General features: G+C 46.5%; 12 protein-coding genes. 11 read left to right on the top strand and 1 reads right to left on the bottom strand.

Going from position 1 to position 18,403, the window contains the following annotated elements; translation table 11 throughout:
• Positions 1 to 239: 239 nt before the first annotated feature.
• Positions 240 to 1,514 (top strand): fasciclin domain-containing protein, encoded by a 1,275-nt coding sequence (locus RJ60_RS08655; protein ID WP_099830960.1) that lies wholly within the window; start codon positions 240 to 242, stop codon positions 1,512 to 1,514.
• 1 nt (position 1,515) lies between these two features.
• Here RJ60_RS08655 and RJ60_RS08650 read toward each other — a convergent pair whose 3' ends face one another.
• A complete protein-coding gene (locus RJ60_RS08650) occupies positions 1,516 to 2,457 on the bottom strand; it encodes a hypothetical protein (RefSeq protein ID WP_133117347.1) in 942 nt (313 codons plus the stop codon).
• Positions 2,458 to 2,867: 410 nt separating this feature from the next.
• On the opposite strand from RJ60_RS08650, the gene RJ60_RS08645 reads away from it, so the two are divergent.
• The 10 genes from RJ60_RS08645 (at position 2,868) to RJ60_RS08600 (ending at position 18,392) form a co-directional block, all read left to right on the top strand.
• On the top strand, positions 2,868 to 3,989 hold the full coding sequence (locus RJ60_RS08645) for a succinylglutamate desuccinylase/aspartoacylase family protein (RefSeq protein WP_207759770.1): 1,122 nt from the start codon (positions 2,868 to 2,870) through the stop codon (positions 3,987 to 3,989).
• A gap of 32 nt (positions 3,990 to 4,021) precedes the next feature.
• The gene (ggt, locus tag RJ60_RS08640; protein WP_099830958.1) at positions 4,022 to 5,761 is read left to right on the top strand and encodes a gamma-glutamyltransferase; all 1,740 of its coding nucleotides are present in this window, start codon (positions 4,022 to 4,024) and stop codon (positions 5,759 to 5,761) included.
• A gap of 22 nt (positions 5,762 to 5,783) precedes the next feature.
• Positions 5,784 to 6,350, top strand: a complete 567-nt coding sequence (locus RJ60_RS08635; RefSeq protein ID WP_099830957.1) for a DUF6305 family protein — start codon at positions 5,784 to 5,786, stop codon at positions 6,348 to 6,350.
• A 56-nt stretch (positions 6,351 to 6,406) separates the two neighbouring features.
• The gene (locus RJ60_RS08630) at positions 6,407 to 7,474 is read left to right on the top strand and encodes a succinylglutamate desuccinylase/aspartoacylase family protein (RefSeq protein WP_099830956.1); all 1,068 of its coding nucleotides are present in this window, start codon (positions 6,407 to 6,409) and stop codon (positions 7,472 to 7,474) included.
• A gap of 10 nt (positions 7,475 to 7,484) precedes the next feature.
• Positions 7,485 to 8,849, top strand: coding sequence for a TRAP transporter large permease subunit (locus RJ60_RS08625; protein ID WP_099830955.1), 1,365 nt, complete (start codon positions 7,485 to 7,487; stop codon positions 8,847 to 8,849).
• Between the two features lie 209 nt (positions 8,850 to 9,058).
• On the top strand, positions 9,059 to 10,306 hold the full coding sequence (locus tag RJ60_RS08620; protein ID WP_099830954.1) for an MFS transporter: 1,248 nt from the start codon (positions 9,059 to 9,061) through the stop codon (positions 10,304 to 10,306).
• Between the two features lie 31 nt (positions 10,307 to 10,337).
• The gene (locus RJ60_RS08615) at positions 10,338 to 11,459 is read left to right on the top strand and encodes a hypothetical protein (RefSeq protein ID WP_099830953.1); all 1,122 of its coding nucleotides are present in this window, start codon (positions 10,338 to 10,340) and stop codon (positions 11,457 to 11,459) included.
• 238 nt (positions 11,460 to 11,697) lie between these two features.
• Entirely contained in the window at positions 11,698 to 14,775 is a 3,078-nt protein-coding gene (locus tag RJ60_RS08610) for a PD-(D/E)XK nuclease family protein (protein ID WP_099830952.1), read from the top strand.
• Positions 14,756 to 17,680 (top strand): exodeoxyribonuclease V subunit beta, encoded by a 2,925-nt coding sequence (locus RJ60_RS08605; RefSeq protein ID WP_243392449.1) that lies wholly within the window; start codon positions 14,756 to 14,758, stop codon positions 17,678 to 17,680. The genes RJ60_RS08610 and RJ60_RS08605 overlap by 20 nt, the downstream gene beginning before the upstream one ends.
• Positions 17,670 to 18,392 (top strand): PH domain-containing protein, encoded by a 723-nt coding sequence (locus RJ60_RS08600; protein ID WP_099830951.1) that lies wholly within the window; start codon positions 17,670 to 17,672, stop codon positions 18,390 to 18,392. Before RJ60_RS08605 ends, RJ60_RS08600 begins: the two co-directional genes overlap by 11 nt.
• Positions 18,393 to 18,403: the final 11 nt, after the last annotated feature.

Raw genomic sequence — 18,403 nt, 5'->3', positions numbered from 1 at the left:
CCGCAACAAGAAACGATGTCCAGTATGGCGGACAAGAAGAAAGAAGTCAAGAAGCAAGCAAAAAAAGAAGGCAAGAAAGAGACACCAAAGAAGTAGCCTCGCTTAATTCTTCGGGAGCCGGGTCGATGTTGCCCGTCTCCCGTTTTTTTACTACACCGAAAATCGTTAATCGAAATTCGGCTTTCGTTGTACAATTCCTATGGGTACAATCTTCGGTTTTCGGCCGAGGAGGTGAAGTGATGGTAAGGAATTTGCTTCTTGTTCTTATAGTGATTTCATCGCTAATTGTTTTTGGGCAAAACGACATTCTTTCGATGCTGCGTGAAACTGAAGAGCTTAGTGATTTGTCAAGAAAAGTCGAGTCCTCAGGGCTTGACGTTCTCCTATCAGGCCCAGGGCCATTCACTCTGTTTGCACCCATTAACGGAGCTTTTGCTAAGCTTCCCCCTGCAACTGGCGAGAAGCTTTCAGCTGATGCCTCTTACTCACAGAGAGTTCTTCTATATCATATTGTTAGCGGCAAAATGACATCTCAAGTTATCGTTCAGAAACCCGAGATCGACACGCTTCTCGGTCAAACCCTTGGAATCGACGCAAGAGGTGGAATAAGAGTCGACGGTTCAACAATAGTGGTCAGGGACATCCAGGCATCGAATGGCATAATTCATGTGATAGATTCTGTGATATTTCCCCGTGAAGAGCCCGACATCGCCCAGGTAATGAGGAATACAGGAATACTGGACGTGGCAGTGTCTGCTTTTGAAGAGACGGCCGTTGTGGATGCTTTGAAAGGTGAGGGTCCGATAACCATCTTCGTGCCGAGCGATGTTGCCTTCGCCAGAATACCATGTGAAACAATGGAAGCTCTAATGAGTGACCCGGAATGGCTAAGTGAGGTGCTTCTTTATCACATATCAAAAGGTCTCTTCACAACTGGTGATTTGATCCTTGAAAACGAAGTGAGATCGCTACAAGGGGAGATAATTGAGGTGAAAGTAACTGAATCCGGGTTGGGCATTCAAGACACCCTGATAATCGTGGGCGATATAGAAGCAAGAAACGGAATCATACACATAATCGATCATGTGATGTTCCCACGGAATTCTCGGAGAACCCTGCCATCAATCAAGGAGGGTCTTGAAGAAAAGGGATTCGATCTCATGACGACACTTCTCGAAAATCTGGATCTCGATGATCAATCAAACGAGGAAAATCGTATCACCGTCTTTGCTGTACCAAATGAGGCACTCATCAATCTTAAAGAGGATCTTAAGCTGGGTTACAGCGACCGAGAATCCCTGGGGAAACTGCTAGCCTATCACATCATTCCAAACGAATATCTACACTCTGAACTGAGGATTGCTCAGACCCTATTTGCAGCTAATGGAAAGCCCTTGAACATAAGGATAAGTGATCAGTCCACCGTAAACGGAATCCCGATAATCGAAAGAGATATTCTGTGCAGAGACGGAGTAATCCATGTAATCGAATCTCCCTTAATAATTGAACACTAGTCTAGTTAACAGCTCTCTTTCGGATAATCATCTTTCCGAGGGATACCAGTCCCCTCGATGAGACCGCGCTTCCAAAAGCGAGCGTTCCAAGCTTTCCTCCGGCTCCTCCAAAATGATTGGCGCTATATATGAACATTATTCCCATAATCAGCGCACTGAAAAGAACTGCCTTTTCGCTCCTTAACTTCTCTCTGGAAGACATACCGACAAAGGAGGCAGCCATCACAACGGCCGCCAGTTCTGCCGCGTTTTCGGCTCCAAATGCAGGCAGTAGCAACCCTCCAAGTAGACTCACCAGGCTGGATGCAACGACGGGACCGTTTTTCAGTCTTATGGACAACACATACGTCAGTACTGCTGAAGCCAGGCTGAAGAGCATTATACTTATCCCGAAGTGACGAAATTCGAGCAGTACGTCAATCAGTTCACATCTAGAGCTTGTAGAAACTATTATCCAGCTGCTGAACGCTATTGCCCCAAGCTTTCCCCCATAACCCTCAAAGACGTCCCTGGCGATGAAGTATATTGTTCCTGCGATCACCCCTGCCAAAACTATGTGTCCTAAGTCGTGAAGAACATCGGGAGAGACCATTCCAACGAAAGCCCCGCAATAGATTTCAACAGCGTGGTCCTTAACTAGCGCAGCACCAACAAGACCAACGAGCGCTGCGGCCACTATCGCTCCAAGCCCAAGATAAATGCTTACAAAATACGCCGTCAGTGTGCCTGCGCTAACCCAAACCAGCGAGGTCACATATCCCATAAGGCTTACGTCAGATGAAGGTTTGGAGGGAAACTCTCTGAAAGCCTCCCATACGAATCCGACAACGATTATCGAAAGAAAAGGCACCATGATAATCTCGAAATCCAGCGATGAAACTGCTGTTTGAACAAACAGAAGAAGGGTCATAAATACAAGTGATGAAAAACCTAGCCATCTCATCTCAAGCTCCGAATAATTCGCAAGAACTCCCAGAACCACTGTTCTTAAGCGAAATCAACTCCCCAACGGCAAGTTAAGTTTCAAAGGATCATCAAACACAAGTCTTTGATCTTCAATGAGAAATCCGATGGTTATTCGATCATAATAACGAGAGCAAATTAGACTACATGCGTTTGTTTGGATGTATAGACTTTTATTGCTTTGAAATTATTAACAGGTTGACATTTTTTCAAAGTCCTCCTTGCACAGAATTCAGTAGTATAATGATTATATCGTACCATCATTTACAAGCCTCCTAGATACCCGATTGAATTCAGCGACCCTCTAACTGGAGCTTTTTGCTGAGTTCTTGTAGATATGCGAAATGCAAACGGAGTTGGGTTTCTTCGAGGCAGAAGGGACTGGTATACTTGGAAAGACACTTCAAATTCTTGATATTCATTTCTTCTGTTGTGGTTGTCGTGATTCTCTCGGCCTTTTCATTCACGGCAATGTGGGAGGACCCACCTATCGTTCCCGGAAATGGTGTAACCGAGATAAAAATGCTGAGCGAGTGGTTGCCATCGATTGGAGGAACCATGCTGGACACGGAAGTGTACATTATCAAGGGTTCTGAAGAGGGCGGCAAGTTCCTCCTTTTGGGCGGAACACATCCGAACGAACCGGGGGGAACTCTCGCGGCCGTAGTCTTCGTCGAGAATGTGTCTGCGATCTCGGGCACTATATACGTAATACCACGTTCCAACCATAGCGCCTTCACCCACAACGATGCGATGGAGGGAGCTCCTCAGTTCTTTTCTATAGAATTGCCGGACGGTACTGAGAGAGTATTCAGATTTGGCTCTCGAAGGACTAATCCTATCTCTCAATGGCCTGATCCTACTATTTACCTGCACCCGACAGGCGCTACGCTTGGAGGAGGAGAAGTATCGAACTTGAACAGGACTTTCCCCGGACGAGAAGACGGTTATTCTACCGAAAAGGTGGCAGCCGCTATTATGAATCTAGTGCTCGAAGAGGAAATAGATCTGGTTTGCGATCTACATGAGTCTTCGCCAGAGTACCCTGTAAACAATGCAATCGTCTTTCACCAGGATTCCGCAGAACTGGCAATTATGACTCAGATGATGCTTGAGATGGAAGGCATCGACATCAGACTTGAAGAGTCTCCAATCAATCTCAGAGGGCTTACTCACAGAGAGATCGGGGATAATTCAGATGCTCAGGTTGTTCTTCTAGAAGTATCAAATCCTTCACAGGGAAGACTGCGGGGAAAGACAACGGAAGATCTCGTGACAAAAGGGATCGACAAGTTCTACTTGCAGGCTTCCAAAGATGGGAAATTGTTCGCTCCATATGACGAAACAGGTTATCCTCTTGATCTCAGAGTAGCGAGACATGTTGCAACAATAAGAGTTCTAGTCGATTCCTGGAACATGATGTTTCCCGAGAGGATGATCCTTCTTTCGGACATTCCGCCCTATGAGGGGCTGGTTGATGGTCTGGGGACTTATCTTAATCCAGTTTCATGAGAAACACACATTTCTAGATTGGAGGGGAAAGAATGAAAAAAGTAGTATTGCTCGTTACACTTATCGCCTTCACGTTCACGGCCTCTTTTGCTACCGTGACTGCTCCGACTGTTGCCTCAAGCAATGGAATGGTGGCTGCAGTCAACAATTACGCAGCCGAAGTAGGCGCAAAGATTCTCGAGATGGGAGGCAACGCTGTTGACGCTGCCATTGCCGTGAGTTTTGCTCTTGGCGTTGTCGAACCCTACGCATCCGGCTTGGGCGGAGAAGGCTATGCAGTGATCACAATGGCCGACGGAAGCAAATTCGCTATCGACTTCAGGAGTGCAGCTCCGATGGCAGCTTCTTACGAAGCTCTTTCCGAGCTCGGACTTACGATAAGCAAAGCCAATTACACTCCAAAGGGAGCCTGTGTTCCCGGAGTCCTTGCCGGAATAAAGGAAGCCTGGCTGTTGGGAGCAACACTTCCTCTGGCAGATCTCATTCAGCCCGCGATAGACCTTGCAAGAGATGGATTCATAGTCGACCAAACGTTCGCCCAGACTACTTCCGACAAGTACGAACTTGTTCTCGAAAACGGCTTCGATTTCTTGAACGAGGGTTTTGTCTGGGAAGCCGGGTCAGTATTCACAAATCCCCAGCTGGCAGAGACTCTTGAAAGGATAAAAGAGGAAGGCATCGATACATTCTACACTGGAAGCCTCGCAGATGAGATAGAAGAGTTCATGATTGAAGTCGGCGGTTTTATGAGAAAATCGGATCTCGAGATGTACAGGGCTATCGTTAGAGAGCCGCTTCACGGGACTTACAGGGGATACGATTTTTATGTTCCGCACCCGCCGGTTTCCGGCCCTCAGCTTATTGCCGTTCTCAATACTCTTGAGAACTACAATCTTCCCGCAATGAGCTGGGACGATCCTCTGGCAGTTCATATTATTCAGCAGGCGCTGGTTCTTGGAGACGTCGACAGAAGAGCTTACATAAGCGATCCGGAGTTCTACGATCTTCCTTATGAAGCCTTCATGAGCAAAGAATATGCCAAAACAAGATTCATGGCGATCGATCTGTCACAGGCCTTCGATCCAGCTTCCTACTATGACTATCAGGGAGACGCCTACCCATTTGCAGATGGATCAACTTATGAAGAGGTCCTACTCGAAGCTCTCGAGTCGGTAGCCGCTAATGAAAGCGGAGTGGAAGAATCGCCATCGACAACCCATTTCTCTATTGTTGACAAAGACGGAAACGCCGTTGCCTGGACCCAGACGATCTCGAGCTTCTTCGGTACAAGCGTTTATTTCAAAGGATTCTTTTTCAACAATGAGATGGCCAACTTTGCCTCCTCATACAGAGAAGGAGACGTCATCAACCTTACCGGGGGAATGAGACCGAGAACGACAATCTGTCCGACAATAATTCAGAAGGATGGAAAGGTTCGCTGGGTAATCGGTACACCTGGAGGCGGTAGAATAATATCCACCATGGTTCAGCTGGCAGTTGACCTTATAGACTTCAACATGCCTGTGGATCAGGCAATAAGAACGCCCAAGTTCGTTGGTTACACAACTTACAAGGATCTTAGAATTGAAGAAGGCTATCCACAGACTACACTTGACTTCCTCGAAAAGGTTCTTGGACATCAACTGAATGTATATTCATACCCCGATCTCTTCTTTGGCGGGCCGAATCTTGTTTCTGTTGAAGAAAACGGTTTGATGATAGGAGCCGGCTCCATAAGAAGATTAGGATCTGCTTCCGCACCGGAATTTTGAGAAATAGAAAGGATGATGTGATTTGAAAAGGCTATTGATTACGGCACTACTGATTGTCTTTTTTGCACTCTTAGGGTTTGCTGCAGAGGGAACCGAAGAGCAGTTAATTCTTGAAGAACCAGTTGCAGTTACTTCGGCCGGGCAATCTCCTGGCGCGCTTCAGTTCACAGTGGTTGCAAAGATGATCAAGCTGGAATACACTTTTGAAAAGCTTCTTAGCGTAGAGACCGTGGACATTTCTCAGTTCAAGACCCTCGTGCTGGTCGTTGGAGCCAGCGGAAAAGGCCTTGGGGCTGCCAACATAGATATCGAGGCAGAGATCCGGAGAGTGAAGTCACTCGCCGAAGCGGCTGAAGAAAGAGGTGTGAAAGTAGTTATCTGCAATCTGGAAGGCGAATCGAGAAGGGGTCCGTCTTCCGACAGAATAGTCACCGAACTCGCACCTTTTGCAGATGCATACTTTGTAAAATCAGACGCCGATCTAGACGGTTTCTTCACATCGTTCAGCGAAGAGGCCGGAGTTCCCCTGGCAACTTTTGAGAAGACAATTGACCTGAAAGACGTACTGGCCGAATACTTCGGCAAATAGCAATATGAATAGAAGGGGCGCGTTCTTGCGCCCCTTATTTCTTTGGAGGAAAACTAATGAGAATAAAAGCAATTTTGATTGTGGCTCTATTTCTAACTTCTGCACTCTTCGGAAGTTTTTTCAGACCGGATGTGCGTCCCGGATACGGTGTCACCGACATCGGTTGGTTATCTGACTATTTCTCTCCGCTGCGAAACACGAATATGGATACTCCCGTGTATTTCATGGACAGCGGCATCGAAGGACCGACCTTTCTTCTAATGGGAGGAACCCATGCTAGAGAGATTTCGGGCACAACCGCAGCGATAGTCTTCATAGAGAATGTTACAGTTACGAAAGGCAGGGTAATCGTACTTCCCTTTTCAAATATCAGCGCGGCTTCAATACCTGACGAGACGGGAAAGGCACCTCATTTTATACCTATTGAAAGCAGGTCCGGCAAAAGGTTCTTGGTGTATGGCGACAGAAGAACCGATCCGGTTGATCAGGGCATTCCTGATCCTGAGATCTTCAAACATGCTCAGTCTGATTTCACTCTCGACGATGGGGCGGAATCCAGGAATTTGAACAGGCAGTATCCGGGAGTTGCAGACGGAAATCCTACTCAGCAGCTTGCCTACGCAATAATCCAGCTCGTGAAAACCGAGAACGTCGATTTCAATCTTGACATGCATGAGAGTGGAACGCCTGACAGCTATATCGACAGCAAAGGAAATGAGCGGTCCGGCAGCAGTCTGGCTTACACACTGGTTTGTCATCCCGATGCTCTTGAAATCGGAGCAGTAGCGATTATGGAAATAGAAGCCTTCTATGGTGTTTCAATGAAGCTCGAAGAATCAAACAGGGCCTTCAGAGGCTTAAGTCACCTTGAAATCCGTGACGCAACTGGTTCGCTTTCATTCCTTTCGGAGACACCAAATCCCGGACAGGATTCATGGAGAGATAGATACGACGTTATCAACGATCCCGACTATCCTTTGAGCCACAGGGCAGGTTTACAGCTTCAGATAATAAGATCTCTTTTTGGTGCTTACGAAATGATGATAGGTGAAACGATTGAAGTCGAAAATCTTCCGTCTTATGAAGAAGTCATGCAAAACGGGATATTCTCTTACTTGAACTGAATTTCCGGGGGTGAATGTCATCTATACGCCTGAAGTCTGGTATTTTTTAGTAATGCTGATAACGTTTGTGGGTCTGGCTGTTATTAAGATCCCTATTTCCGTTTCATTGATGTTCTCCGCGCTGGCGGGCTCGATCGCCTTTGGGGAGTTCTTCCCTCTCAGGCATCTCGTCGAAGGTGGTTTTGGTTACATTGACACCATACTTGTTATTGGTTCTGCTATGATTTTTATGGAGTCAATCAAAGTGTCGGGCCTTCTAAATACAATTGCAGGAAACATGACGATCGCCCTTCACAAGAAACCAACCTTTCTTCTCGTATTGCTCACTTTTTTCATAATGATTGCCGGTATGATAACCGGGTCGTCAACAGCTACAGTTCTTACTACCGGTGCGATTGCCTTCCCGGTGCTGAAGAGTCTCGGATTGAGCAAGCGAAGAGCTGGTTCAATAATCGCAATGAGCGGAATCTATGGCATGATTGCACCTCCGATAAACTTGCCCGCAATGATCATCGGTCAGGGCGTCGACATGCCTTATATTGGATTCACCACCCCTCTTCTTCTGATGACCTTCCCACTGGCAATTGTCACCTCGCTCATTATTGGAGCCCGCCAGGTAAAGCCGGTCGATCTCGAGGAATTCAGGAAAACTAGAGAGAGGGAACCAATCAAGGGCTTTGCAGTCTACTTGCCGCTGATTCTTATGGTAATACTTATGGTTCTGGAAAACGTTAGTTGGGGATTCTCTCTCGGTCTACCCCTGATTTTCATGCTCTCCGCGATAGTAGCGACCATAACGGGAGCAAAGGGCAATCTCCTTAAGATTTCGATATCGGCCATACAGAACTCTCTTGGTATTCTTTCGATACTAATCGGTGTGGGAATGTTTATTCAGATCATGACGCTGAACGGCGTCCGCGGTCTCATTGTGGGCTTCCTGAATGGCCTTCCGCAAGGAGCTCTGTTGGCAGGAATCGCTCTTGGCATTCCGGCATTTGGTGCTGTTTCTTCTTATGGCTCTGCCTCAGTGCTTGGAGTTCCCTTCTTGCTTGCCTTTCTTGGCAACAATGATATCGTCGTCTGTTCGGCTCTCTCTCTGCTCGCCGGCCTTGGAGATATGGTGCCGCCAACTGCCCTTGCCGGCATATTCGCCGCTCATGTGGTCGGAGAGAAGAACTATTTCAAGATCTGGCTGAGCTCGATGCCGGCCTTTTTCATTACGATGATATTCGCTACCATTACTATAATCTACTCAAACGCGGTAGGAAGATTCGCAAACAGCTGGTACTTCTATCCAGTTTTAATAGCTGGTTTTGTAATCGTTGCGATTGCGCTTCTTCTAGTAGATAAGAGAAAGGAGATGCCAGTGTCGTGACATTTATATATATTGCAATTGCAGTGTATCTTGCTTCTGTTTTAATATATTCGGCTTACAAGACAGCCAAGAAATGGGAGTGGGTCATGAGCGCCATGATACTCATCCCGCTAATCTTAAGAATCTTTCTTATTAAGTAGGGCTTCCTTACCCGGAGAGTTTTTCCAGAGTATAATTTCTCTAGCTAAACTCTTCGGGAGGAGTAGTAGTTGCAGATTAAACGAGACAGTCAATTCTACAGATTCGCTGCGTACGGTTTTCTGAAGAACCTTCGTTTCTTTGATCCATTCTTGATACTGTTCTTCAGGGAGATGGGACTTTCCTTTCTCCAGATAGGAACTCTCATTTCCGTGAGAGAGGTGGCCACGAATTTCCTTGAGCTCCCAACTGGAATTATCGCCGACTTGTACGGAAGAAGGTTATCTATGGTGCTGTCGATGGTGTCCTATCTTTCGTCCTTCATTGTCTTTTACTTCTTTCCCAGTTTTTATGTCTATATGATAGCCATGATAGCTTTCGCATTCGGGGAGGCTTTCCGAACCGGAACTCACAAAGCAATGATACTGGAATACTTGAGAATCAATGGGATGACCGACATGAAGGTTCATTATTACGGAGCGACTCGAGCGGCATCACAGTTGGGATCGGCGATCAATGCTTTAATAGCCGCCTTTCTGGTATTCTACTCGGGCAGCTACAAGATAGTATTCCTCGCTTCTGTCCTTCCTTATGCCGCCAATCTCGTCAACCTGATGCTCTATCCCAAGGAACTTGACGGCGAGTTGGGAACCGGAGAAAAAAGAGAAACGATAAAAGCCTTCCTGGGTATTTTTAGGAATGGAGACGCTCTCAAAGGGGTGCTGAATTCCTCTCTTTACGATGCGTTTTTTAAAGTCGTAAAGGAATATCTTCAGCCGATCCTCAAGGCCCTGGCTCTCGGATTACCAATAATGATAGCATTCAGCGCAGAACAGAGGACGTCCGTAATCGTAGGCGTAGTTTACTTCGTTATCTACATTGCCACTAGCTATGCATCCAAAAACGCTGGAAAACTAAGCGGCAAGTTTGGAAATGAAGCGAGAGCGCTAAATTACACCTACATTTTCGGTGCAGTTCTAATCATATTTAGCGGTATTTTTCAGATCTTCGCTTTGCAAGTCTTGGCCGTTCTCATCTTCTTCTTCTTGTTCATCCTTGAGAACTTCAGACGCCCCATCAACATTAGCTATATCAGCGATAACATAGATCATAAAACGATGGCTTCCGGTCTCTCGGTAGAATCACAGTTGAAGACTCTGCTGATGGCGATATTCGCTCCCTTGATTGGCTTCATGGCTGACAAACTGGGAGTGGGGTTGGCAATTACGATAGCCGGAGCAGCTATGCTCTGTCTCTTCGCTTTCGTTAAACTTAACCCTCCCAAAAACGTCAAAGATGTTGAAAGCGAAAAAGCTTAACCGTTAGTAAGTCTATTGGGGGTGATTAGTCTTGAGAAAGGTCTTCATATCAATGATTTTATTCTTCCTTTTGGTAACCACAATGGTTTTCACATCAGAGACCGAGAGGGTCGCGGGAGATATTGAGAGGATTATTGTCACTCAGGTTTCTTACGGCGAAAAGAACGGTGAATGGACAGAAGTGAAGAGAGAGACAAAGAGGATAGAGGTGTTCTCTCCGGAAGGTAGACCGGTGATTACCGCTCTCCACATGAACGGCAAAGAATACAGCAGAGTTGAATACACATACGATGCCAGCGGTTTGCTTCTGGAGAGACGATATTACAGGAACGCAAGTGCAAACTTCACTTCCAAAACACAGTTCAGCTATGATTCTTCTGGCAGGGTCATTGAAGAGAAGACCTATGAATACTGGCCTCCGCTTCTGGGACCAGACAGACTGGTCGAGAGAGTCGAGATCACTTATGAACGAGAAGGTCGGGAGATACACAGAGTGAGGACAAATCAACTCGGCGCGGTTCTTTCAAAGACCAACCGCATTCTTGACGAAGACGGTAGAGTTCTGGAAGAATCCGTTTTTGATGGAAAAAACAAGCTTACTTCGAGGACAATTTACGAATATGACGACTCTCGTCTTTCGAAGATCTTTTCAATAAACAACCTGCTTCCTCTGAACGAAGAAACGATAATCAGCGATGTGGATTTCATTTTCGATAGAAAAATCAACACTTTCTCAGGCGGATCAGTCGTTCAGAGTCTAAGAAGAGTATCGGACGGGTACTTTGAAATTGTCGAAAAGCGTGAAATGGAAGAAGAGGTGGAAGGGACCGTCTGGGTATCACTCCCTGTGGAGCCCTTCTATGTCTCTCTAGAATACTCGGGCTCCCTCAAGACAACCATTTCAAGAAATGCTGAGGGAGAGGTTGTTCTTCTTGAGGCCTTCTGCGGAGAAGAAACAGTGGTGATTGCTGAATACAGTTATGATTCAACCGGCTTGATTACCTCCAGAGAATACATTGCGGGAGAACTCCACCTCAGGATCGAATACGCTTTCGATTCACGAGGAAACTGGATTGAAGAACGGCTGTATAAAGAGAAAAGCAATGAGTTCAGGCTCTTGTCAGCAATTGAGAGGATAATCGAATACTATTGAAACGAGCTGCTTGCATCAAAGGTCCAGAAACTCCTCATTAAGACTTTCCACGTTACTGGAGTCAAGAGCTGCATAAACAGGCAGATCGAATAAGAAGTTAATCTGCCTCAAGGAATCTCGATTTGATTTTCTTCAAGATTGAACTGAGCATCTCTTTGCGAAAATAATTTCGGAATTCAGTCTCTCTTTATCGGCACTCCTTCGCGGGTGATAGAATCTTACTAGTGGGAGGATATATATGAGAATCACGCTTTTCATCGGTCCTTCGGCCTCCGGAAAAACGGAAAGAATGCTTCAAGAGCTAGAGGCAGCGCACAGGGAAGACCCGTTTTCCTATTTTTTTGTCGGTCCTTCCGGAGATCATGTCAGATATGTCAGAGAAAGCTTTATTTCAAGAGTTGGAACGATTCCCGCTTCCAGATTTCTTGCGATGGATCAGTTTGCCGTCGAGCTTTTCAGCGCACTTAATCCGGCATCGATCCATGTGGGAAACCATCTGATAAGAATGGAAATTGGGGATATTCTCGATCAAATCGGAAGAGAAGAACTCGCCGATTCGCCGGTATTCGTCGATTATCTGCTTGAAATGGTGCACGACGTAAAGGAAAACGGTGGTTTTGGAGAGATGTTCTCTGAAGACGATGAGGTGTCGGCGATTCTCGAGTCAATCTATGTCGAGCTTCAGAACAGATTATCAAAGAAGGGAATTTTTGACACTTTCGATGCTTACACTCAAATCGATGACTGCGAAAGGGATCTCAGATGCGGGGAGTTCGGCAGGTACTTATTCCTCGACGGGTTCCACGACTTCAGTCACGCCCTTAAGCATTTCTTCAAGGCCGTAATTCCAGCTTATGACGAGGTCTTCATCACCGTTCCCCAAGAGCCCGGAAAGGAGTTCCTGTTCTCGAATATCGATTCGATTCTGGAAACGGTAGATGAAATAGGCGAGAATCTTCCCGAACTTGAGATCAGAAGGATTTTTTTCGAGAAGACTCCTCCTTCCAGTGGATTCGAGAGTTTCAAAGACTCTCTTTTCTCATCCGCATGCGGAAAGCAAGCCTGCGCATCGGTCGATATAGTCGTTTACCCCGATATCTTTGCGGAGATTGAGGGCATATCGAGGTTTGTGAAGTCCTTGCTTATATCGGGGTACGAACCGGGCGACATTTCAGTTGTCGCTTCGGACTTCTTCGCTTACAGAAAACTGCTCTCGGGAAAGCTCCGCGAGTATGGGGTTCCCTGCAGAATTGAAGGTGATGAGCAGCTTTACTCCTCTCTCTCGATCAGAAGGTTGATTCTTCCTCTAGAGACTGCTGTTCTGGGTTTCCCGCCTGAGAAGATCATCGCGATGGGCGACTCAGGTTATGGAGGAGAAATAGATTCGAAATTTCTTGAGTATGTATCTTCAATGTCTAGAATAATATACGAGAGGGCAGGTCTCAGGCTGTCGCTCCAAAAGAGAAGACTCTCGTGGCAAGAACACCTTGGAAGGCTTGTTCATCACATTGAAGCGAGGCGCGAGGCCATAATCTCATTGGCCGAGGATGAGCTTGAACTGAGCGCTGCAGAAGAGCTTGCCGGAATCGTTGAACGTATTGAAGGCGATCTTCTGCCCGCAATTGAGAAGATTTTCAGCGTTCTTGAACCTTTCAGAAGCTTGAGAAAGAGGTCGGTGGGAAGTTATCGTGAAATGTTGATTGGCTGGGAGAAGGAACTCTCACTGACAGATACTTTTGATGAGTATCAGATTGATTTGCAGGAGCAGGAATTCGCGGCAGTTAGAAGGCTCTTCGATAACACTCTTACAGATCTGGAGAAACTCCTCAAGTTCATGGGCAAGGAGCTGATCTCTCCGCAAGAGTACTACCGGTATCTAATGGTTGTGCTCAGGCATGACAAATTCCCTCTTTCGAGGAGCAAAGCAAACAGAGTCGAAGTGCAATCGCTGATAAATTCGCGCTTTTCGAAGAAGAAGATCAAGCTGTTTGCCGGCTTCGTGGACGGCGCATATCCTCATGTCAGTTTGAATCCATTGTACAGTTTCACCCAATTTGGGGAGATCAAGCCCAGGGATCTTCTTCTGGATGAGGAGATGCACCAGAGACTGAATCTCCACATATCAGTAAGTTCGGCACTTGAGTCTGTAAGGTTTACTCTGCCCGAGTCAACGGTTGACGGTGAACCAATTCTTCCATCTCCTTACCTGAAGAGCGTTTTGGAGAGTTCGGGGTGTGAAATCCTCCGGGAAGGGAGAAGGGCCGGCAGAAGATTCGGATATATCCCGGAACTGGGATCATCGATGAGTGAATCAGAGCTGAAGATTGCGGCAGCAAGACTGTTCAGAAGCGAAGCATGGAACGAGCTTAAGGAATTCGGGCCACTGAAACCGCTCGATTCAGTCCTTACCCAGTTTGGAAGGGAGTTGAGCTGGTCTGTCGAAGATACAGGAGACCTAGGCAGGATCGTCGGCAAAGTCTTCTCATTCTCGCGTCTGAAGTCCTACGACGATTGCCCGTTTTCATTCTTTCTTTCCTACGTTGTAGGTCTCGATGTCTCTTTGGAAAGGATTTTTGAGCTAACAGCCCTCGATGAGGGAAACATTTTCCATTCCGTTCTTAGAGATTTCTTTTCCGGAAAGACCAAGGACTGGCAGAGCTCTCTTTCCGAGAATATCTCCAGACACCTGATGCACGATAGCGAGGTAGTCTTTAGGTTTGAATTCGAAAGGCTTAAAGAGATTCTCAGGGACTACATTACTGAAAGAGAATCCAAGAAACCGAACTTCATGCAGGGGGATTTCGTTCCTTTCGCTTTCGAGAAAGCCTTCGGGATTGGAGATACGAAACCGGTAGAACTGCAGTCTGATTTCTTCTTGAGAGGCAAAATCGATCGACTTGATCTCGATGAATCGAGCCGCGCAATGTATCTCATAGACTACAAAAGAGGCGACAGCGGTGACGAAAAGCAGCTTCTCCTGTATTCTATCGTTGCAGACAAACTCTTTAAAGAGAAAGGATACTATGTTGCAGGGGGGGTTTTCAAGACACTGATAGGAAGAGTAGTTAACAAATCTGCCTTTAGAACGATTTCTTCAGACGAAGAGAAGTCCTGGGAGTTTGCGAACAAGAGAAAAACAGAAAGAATCGTTAGGGAGTCTGAGCTTTTTGAATGGCTCCGGAAGATAACCGAAGGAATCTATTCGGGGAGATTTCCACCCTCGTTAATCCGTTCTTCAAACCAGTGCTACAACTGCAAATTCGCTGCTGTCAAGAGAGCGATCACCTGGAGGGAAGGTGGATCAGATAGTGAATAGCGACATGTTTGTCACGGCTTCTGCCGGTACAGGAAAGACATATACACTGGTTAAGGAGTATGTCGGGGTATTTGAAAGAGCATTCAGGCTTGGCGAGCAGCTTGATGTCCACAACGTGGTTGCTATTACCTTCACGAATAAGGCTGCAAGAGAAATGAAGGACCGTGTAATAAGCGAATTTGATCTCAGGATCTCTCACGGTGAACCGGGGAAGTGGAAGTTCTTGAGAAGCAAGCTCTCATACGCCTGGATCTCCACCATTCACTCTTTCTGCGAAAGGATACTGAGGGAGTGCGCCCTCTTCGCGGGCATAGATCCGGGATTTCAGATTATCAACGGAATGAGGAGATCTTCACTTGAGGAAAAGGTTGTCAGGACTTACTTCGAAGAGAACCTGGAATCTATTGAGCCGCTCATTCGGCTGATGGGACTCGATAAGGCGTTCAGATTGATGAAAGATGCATTGTCGAGGGAGAGGCACTCATTCTATCTTAACCCCTCTCCCGTTGAGTGTTCAGGCAGAGATCTGGGCTCGGATGCCGAAATAATCATCGACGGTTCGAAGGCATTCGCGGAATCTTACAGGGCAGTTCTGTCTGATTACGAAATGAGAACTACGGGTTCCGGCCTCCTGGACTTCGATCAACTCCTGACCAGAACGAGAGATCTTCTGCTGAAAATGCCTGATGTGCAGCAGAAGTACAGCAATCGGTTTAGATACATCTTTGTTGACGAATTTCAGGATACAGATGAGCTTCAAAACGAAATAATCAGACTACTCAAGGCCGATGGCAAAAACAATGTCTTCTTCGTAGGTGACGCCAAGCAATCCATATACCGTTTCAGAGGAGCAGACGTCTCGGTCTTCAACAAGACAATGGATACCTTCAAAAGAAGCGGAGCAGCTGTCAAAAATCTCCGGATCAATAGACGCTCACATCCTGACCTTGTCTCATTCCAGAACAGATTTTTCAAGAGAGTGATGCGAGAGAACCCTGAAGGCCAATTCTTTCGTTCAGTTTATGGGGAAGACGTCGAATCGATCCCTTACGAAATTGACAGCAGCTCCTCAAGAGTGAGAATAATTAGCAGCGACACTTCTGACGACTCAATAGGAGTGGCAAAGACTATAAGGGCGCTTCTCGAAGAGGAAATTGTTTTCAGAAACAAGTCTGGTGAATGCGTGAAGCGTCGAATAACTCCCGGAGACATTGCTATCCTCTTGAGAACATTTTCCAGAGTCTCGAGTTACGAAGCAGCTCTCGAAGAGATGAATATTCCGTTCTACACCGTCGGCAGCAGGAATTTCTACGAACGGCCGGAGGTAACCGGTCCCCTATCCTGGCTTGATCTCCTCGTCGATCCCTTGAATGACAACAATCTCGCGTCATTCTTGCTATCACCGGCCTTTGGAGCTACACTTGATGAAATGCTCTCTCTGAGGGTTAGACAAGGCATGAGTCGTGTTCCGCTGTATTTCGTTCTGCAGGAAAGCAACGATGAAAGATTCGGTCAGTTGAAGGAGCTGCTAGATAAATTTGGGAAGCTCAAACATATGCTCTCCCCGAGCGATATTCTCCAGAGATTTGTTGAAGAAACTGAGTATCTGGCGAAGCTGGCCACACTTAAGTCCGGCGAGAGAATGATTGCCAACGTGAAGAAGCTGATTGAGCTGGCCCAGGACCTTGATAGAATGGGTAGTTCCCTCCGCGAGCTTTCATCAAACATAAGGGCGTTTGTTGATTCAAGTGATGAATCTGAAGCCACTCTCGAGACAGAAGAGTCGGATAGCGTCAAGATACTTACTGTTCACAAGTCGAAGGGATTGGAGTTTCCTATTGTCGTAATTGGCGACATGTACTGGAAAAAAAGAAACTCCAGCAAGCGGCTCTTCTTTGATGAGAAGGGATTTCTCATAACGAAGGATAAGCCCTACAGAGATGAAGAGGGCCTAATTGGACGACTGGCGAGACAGGAAGAGGAAAAGGAACTGGAAGAAGAGAAGCGGACACTTTATGTTGCCTTATCGAGGGCACGAGAAATGCTTATTCTTAGTTTAAACGGAAAAGGAGACTCTTCACGCCCATGGTCAATCTTGCTTTCAGGATCTCTGCTAGAGCCGGAAAGCGGCGAGATAAACAGTTTCTTGAAGGAAATAGCCGAACCGTTCTCTCCGGGGGAATTTCCCTCCCTTGAGGACAGATCCTCCTGGACTGAATTCTCTTTGCCGGAAATCACTTCGGTAATGCCGGTTGCCGACTCTTCTTACGTCAAATATCTCTCGCCGACCTTCATAACTTCTGACTACGAAGCAGAGTTTGAGACTGCATCAGATGCGGGAAGCCCTGACCTCGTGAAGCGAAAGGCAAATATCGGGTTGCTGGCCCACAGCATCTTGGAACCGCTGGGAATGAAAAGTGTTCAAGGACTTCCCCTAACTCTGAAATCGATCATCGATGGAGGAAGACCGGTCTCTGTTGACAGGGTTAGCTTCAGCGACGATGATCTGATTGAAGTGAAGAAAGTTCTCTCCGGACTAGTCCAACATCAAATCATCAAGGAAGTTGAAGATTCTGAAAGAGTGTTAAGCGAATTCCACTTTCAACATGGGTTCGGGAAGTATGTTTTGATCGGAATTGTTGATAAACTATACTTGAAGGACGGAAAGTGGAGGATTGTAGATTTCAAATACGCGAACTGGAGTCCCGGATTCATCGACAAGTACCGATTCCAGATGCGGTTCTACCTCTACATTCTCAGAGATCTCTTGTCCCCCGTTGAAGCTACACTGCTCTTTCTTAAAGACGGAAAGGCAGAGAAGATTGTACTTGAAGATCAAGTGAGCTTCGAGGCGGAACTCCTTCAAATGATCTCAAGAGCTGGAGGCGATACGAATGAACCTTAAACCAACACGTCGCTCTTTTATGATCAGGTACTTCATCTATCCTTACTATTTCTTTCTAGGAATCATATTCTATCTGAACTTTGACCTGTCGGGCATAGACGGAAACAATCGCCTTTTTCTTATAGCAGTCTGGATAGCCTTGACAGTAGTTCCAGGAATTCTACTGGCGTTCTCCCGAAGGAGATTCGGCTGGTTCTTCTGGCCGGCGCTCTTGAATGCTGCCGGCTGGTTGATAAGGTACGTTTTCCCCGAGAAGACCTACAATGATCTCAAACCGTTGTTCGACAATGGGCCGGTACTTCTTTTCACCGTAGCGGGGCTGCTCGGTGTCATCTTCGTGGAGATTTACAGGAAATCTTTCAAGTACGAGTTCAGCGATGCCGGAGTGGAGATTACCCACGGAATGTTCAGCTCAAACTCTCATATGATTGTCGCCAGACACATTACAAACGTCATGCTAAAGAGAAACTTCTTCGAACTCATAATGGGAGTTGGTCACGTGATTCCTGTAACCTCTTCTGGAATGGGTTCGGGAGATAGAGGGGTAATGGGAGGCTTTACGACCGATGCAGGAACTCAGAGCCTTCGTGGGGGAGCCTTTGTGGGAAGCGTCAGCACTGAGAAAGAGTTTGTTGCAAACCCAGCAAACTGCATATATGGCATATCGAAACCGAAAGATGTGATGGAAAAATTAAAGAAAATGGTTTTATAAAGAAAGATTAA

The organism is Mesotoga sp. B105.6.4, from assembly GCF_002896535.1.
Taxonomy (GTDB): Bacteria; Thermotogota; Thermotogae; order Petrotogales; family Kosmotogaceae; genus Mesotoga.
The sequence above is the reverse complement of the archived record's forward strand: the minus strand, read 5'-3'. Positions and strand labels throughout refer to the sequence as shown.

Excerpts from the sequence above, each read along its gene's own strand:
- RJ60_RS08655 (WP_099830960.1), top strand. The coding sequence starts at position 240 with ATGGTAAGGAATTTGCTTCTTGTTCTTATAGTGATTTCATCGCTAATT.
- RJ60_RS08630 (WP_099830956.1), top strand. The coding sequence starts at position 6,407 with ATGAGAATAAAAGCAATTTTGATTGTGGCTCTATTTCTAACTTCTGCA.
- RJ60_RS08650 (WP_133117347.1), bottom strand. The coding sequence starts at position 2,457 with ATGAGATGGCTAGGTTTTTCATCACTTGTATTTATGACCCTTCTTCTG.
- ggt (WP_099830958.1), top strand. The coding sequence starts at position 4,022 with ATGAAAAAAGTAGTATTGCTCGTTACACTTATCGCCTTCACGTTCACG.
- RJ60_RS08600 (WP_099830951.1), top strand. The coding sequence starts at position 17,670 with ATGAACCTTAAACCAACACGTCGCTCTTTTATGATCAGGTACTTCATC.
- RJ60_RS08610 (WP_099830952.1), top strand. The coding sequence starts at position 11,698 with ATGAGAATCACGCTTTTCATCGGTCCTTCGGCCTCCGGAAAAACGGAA.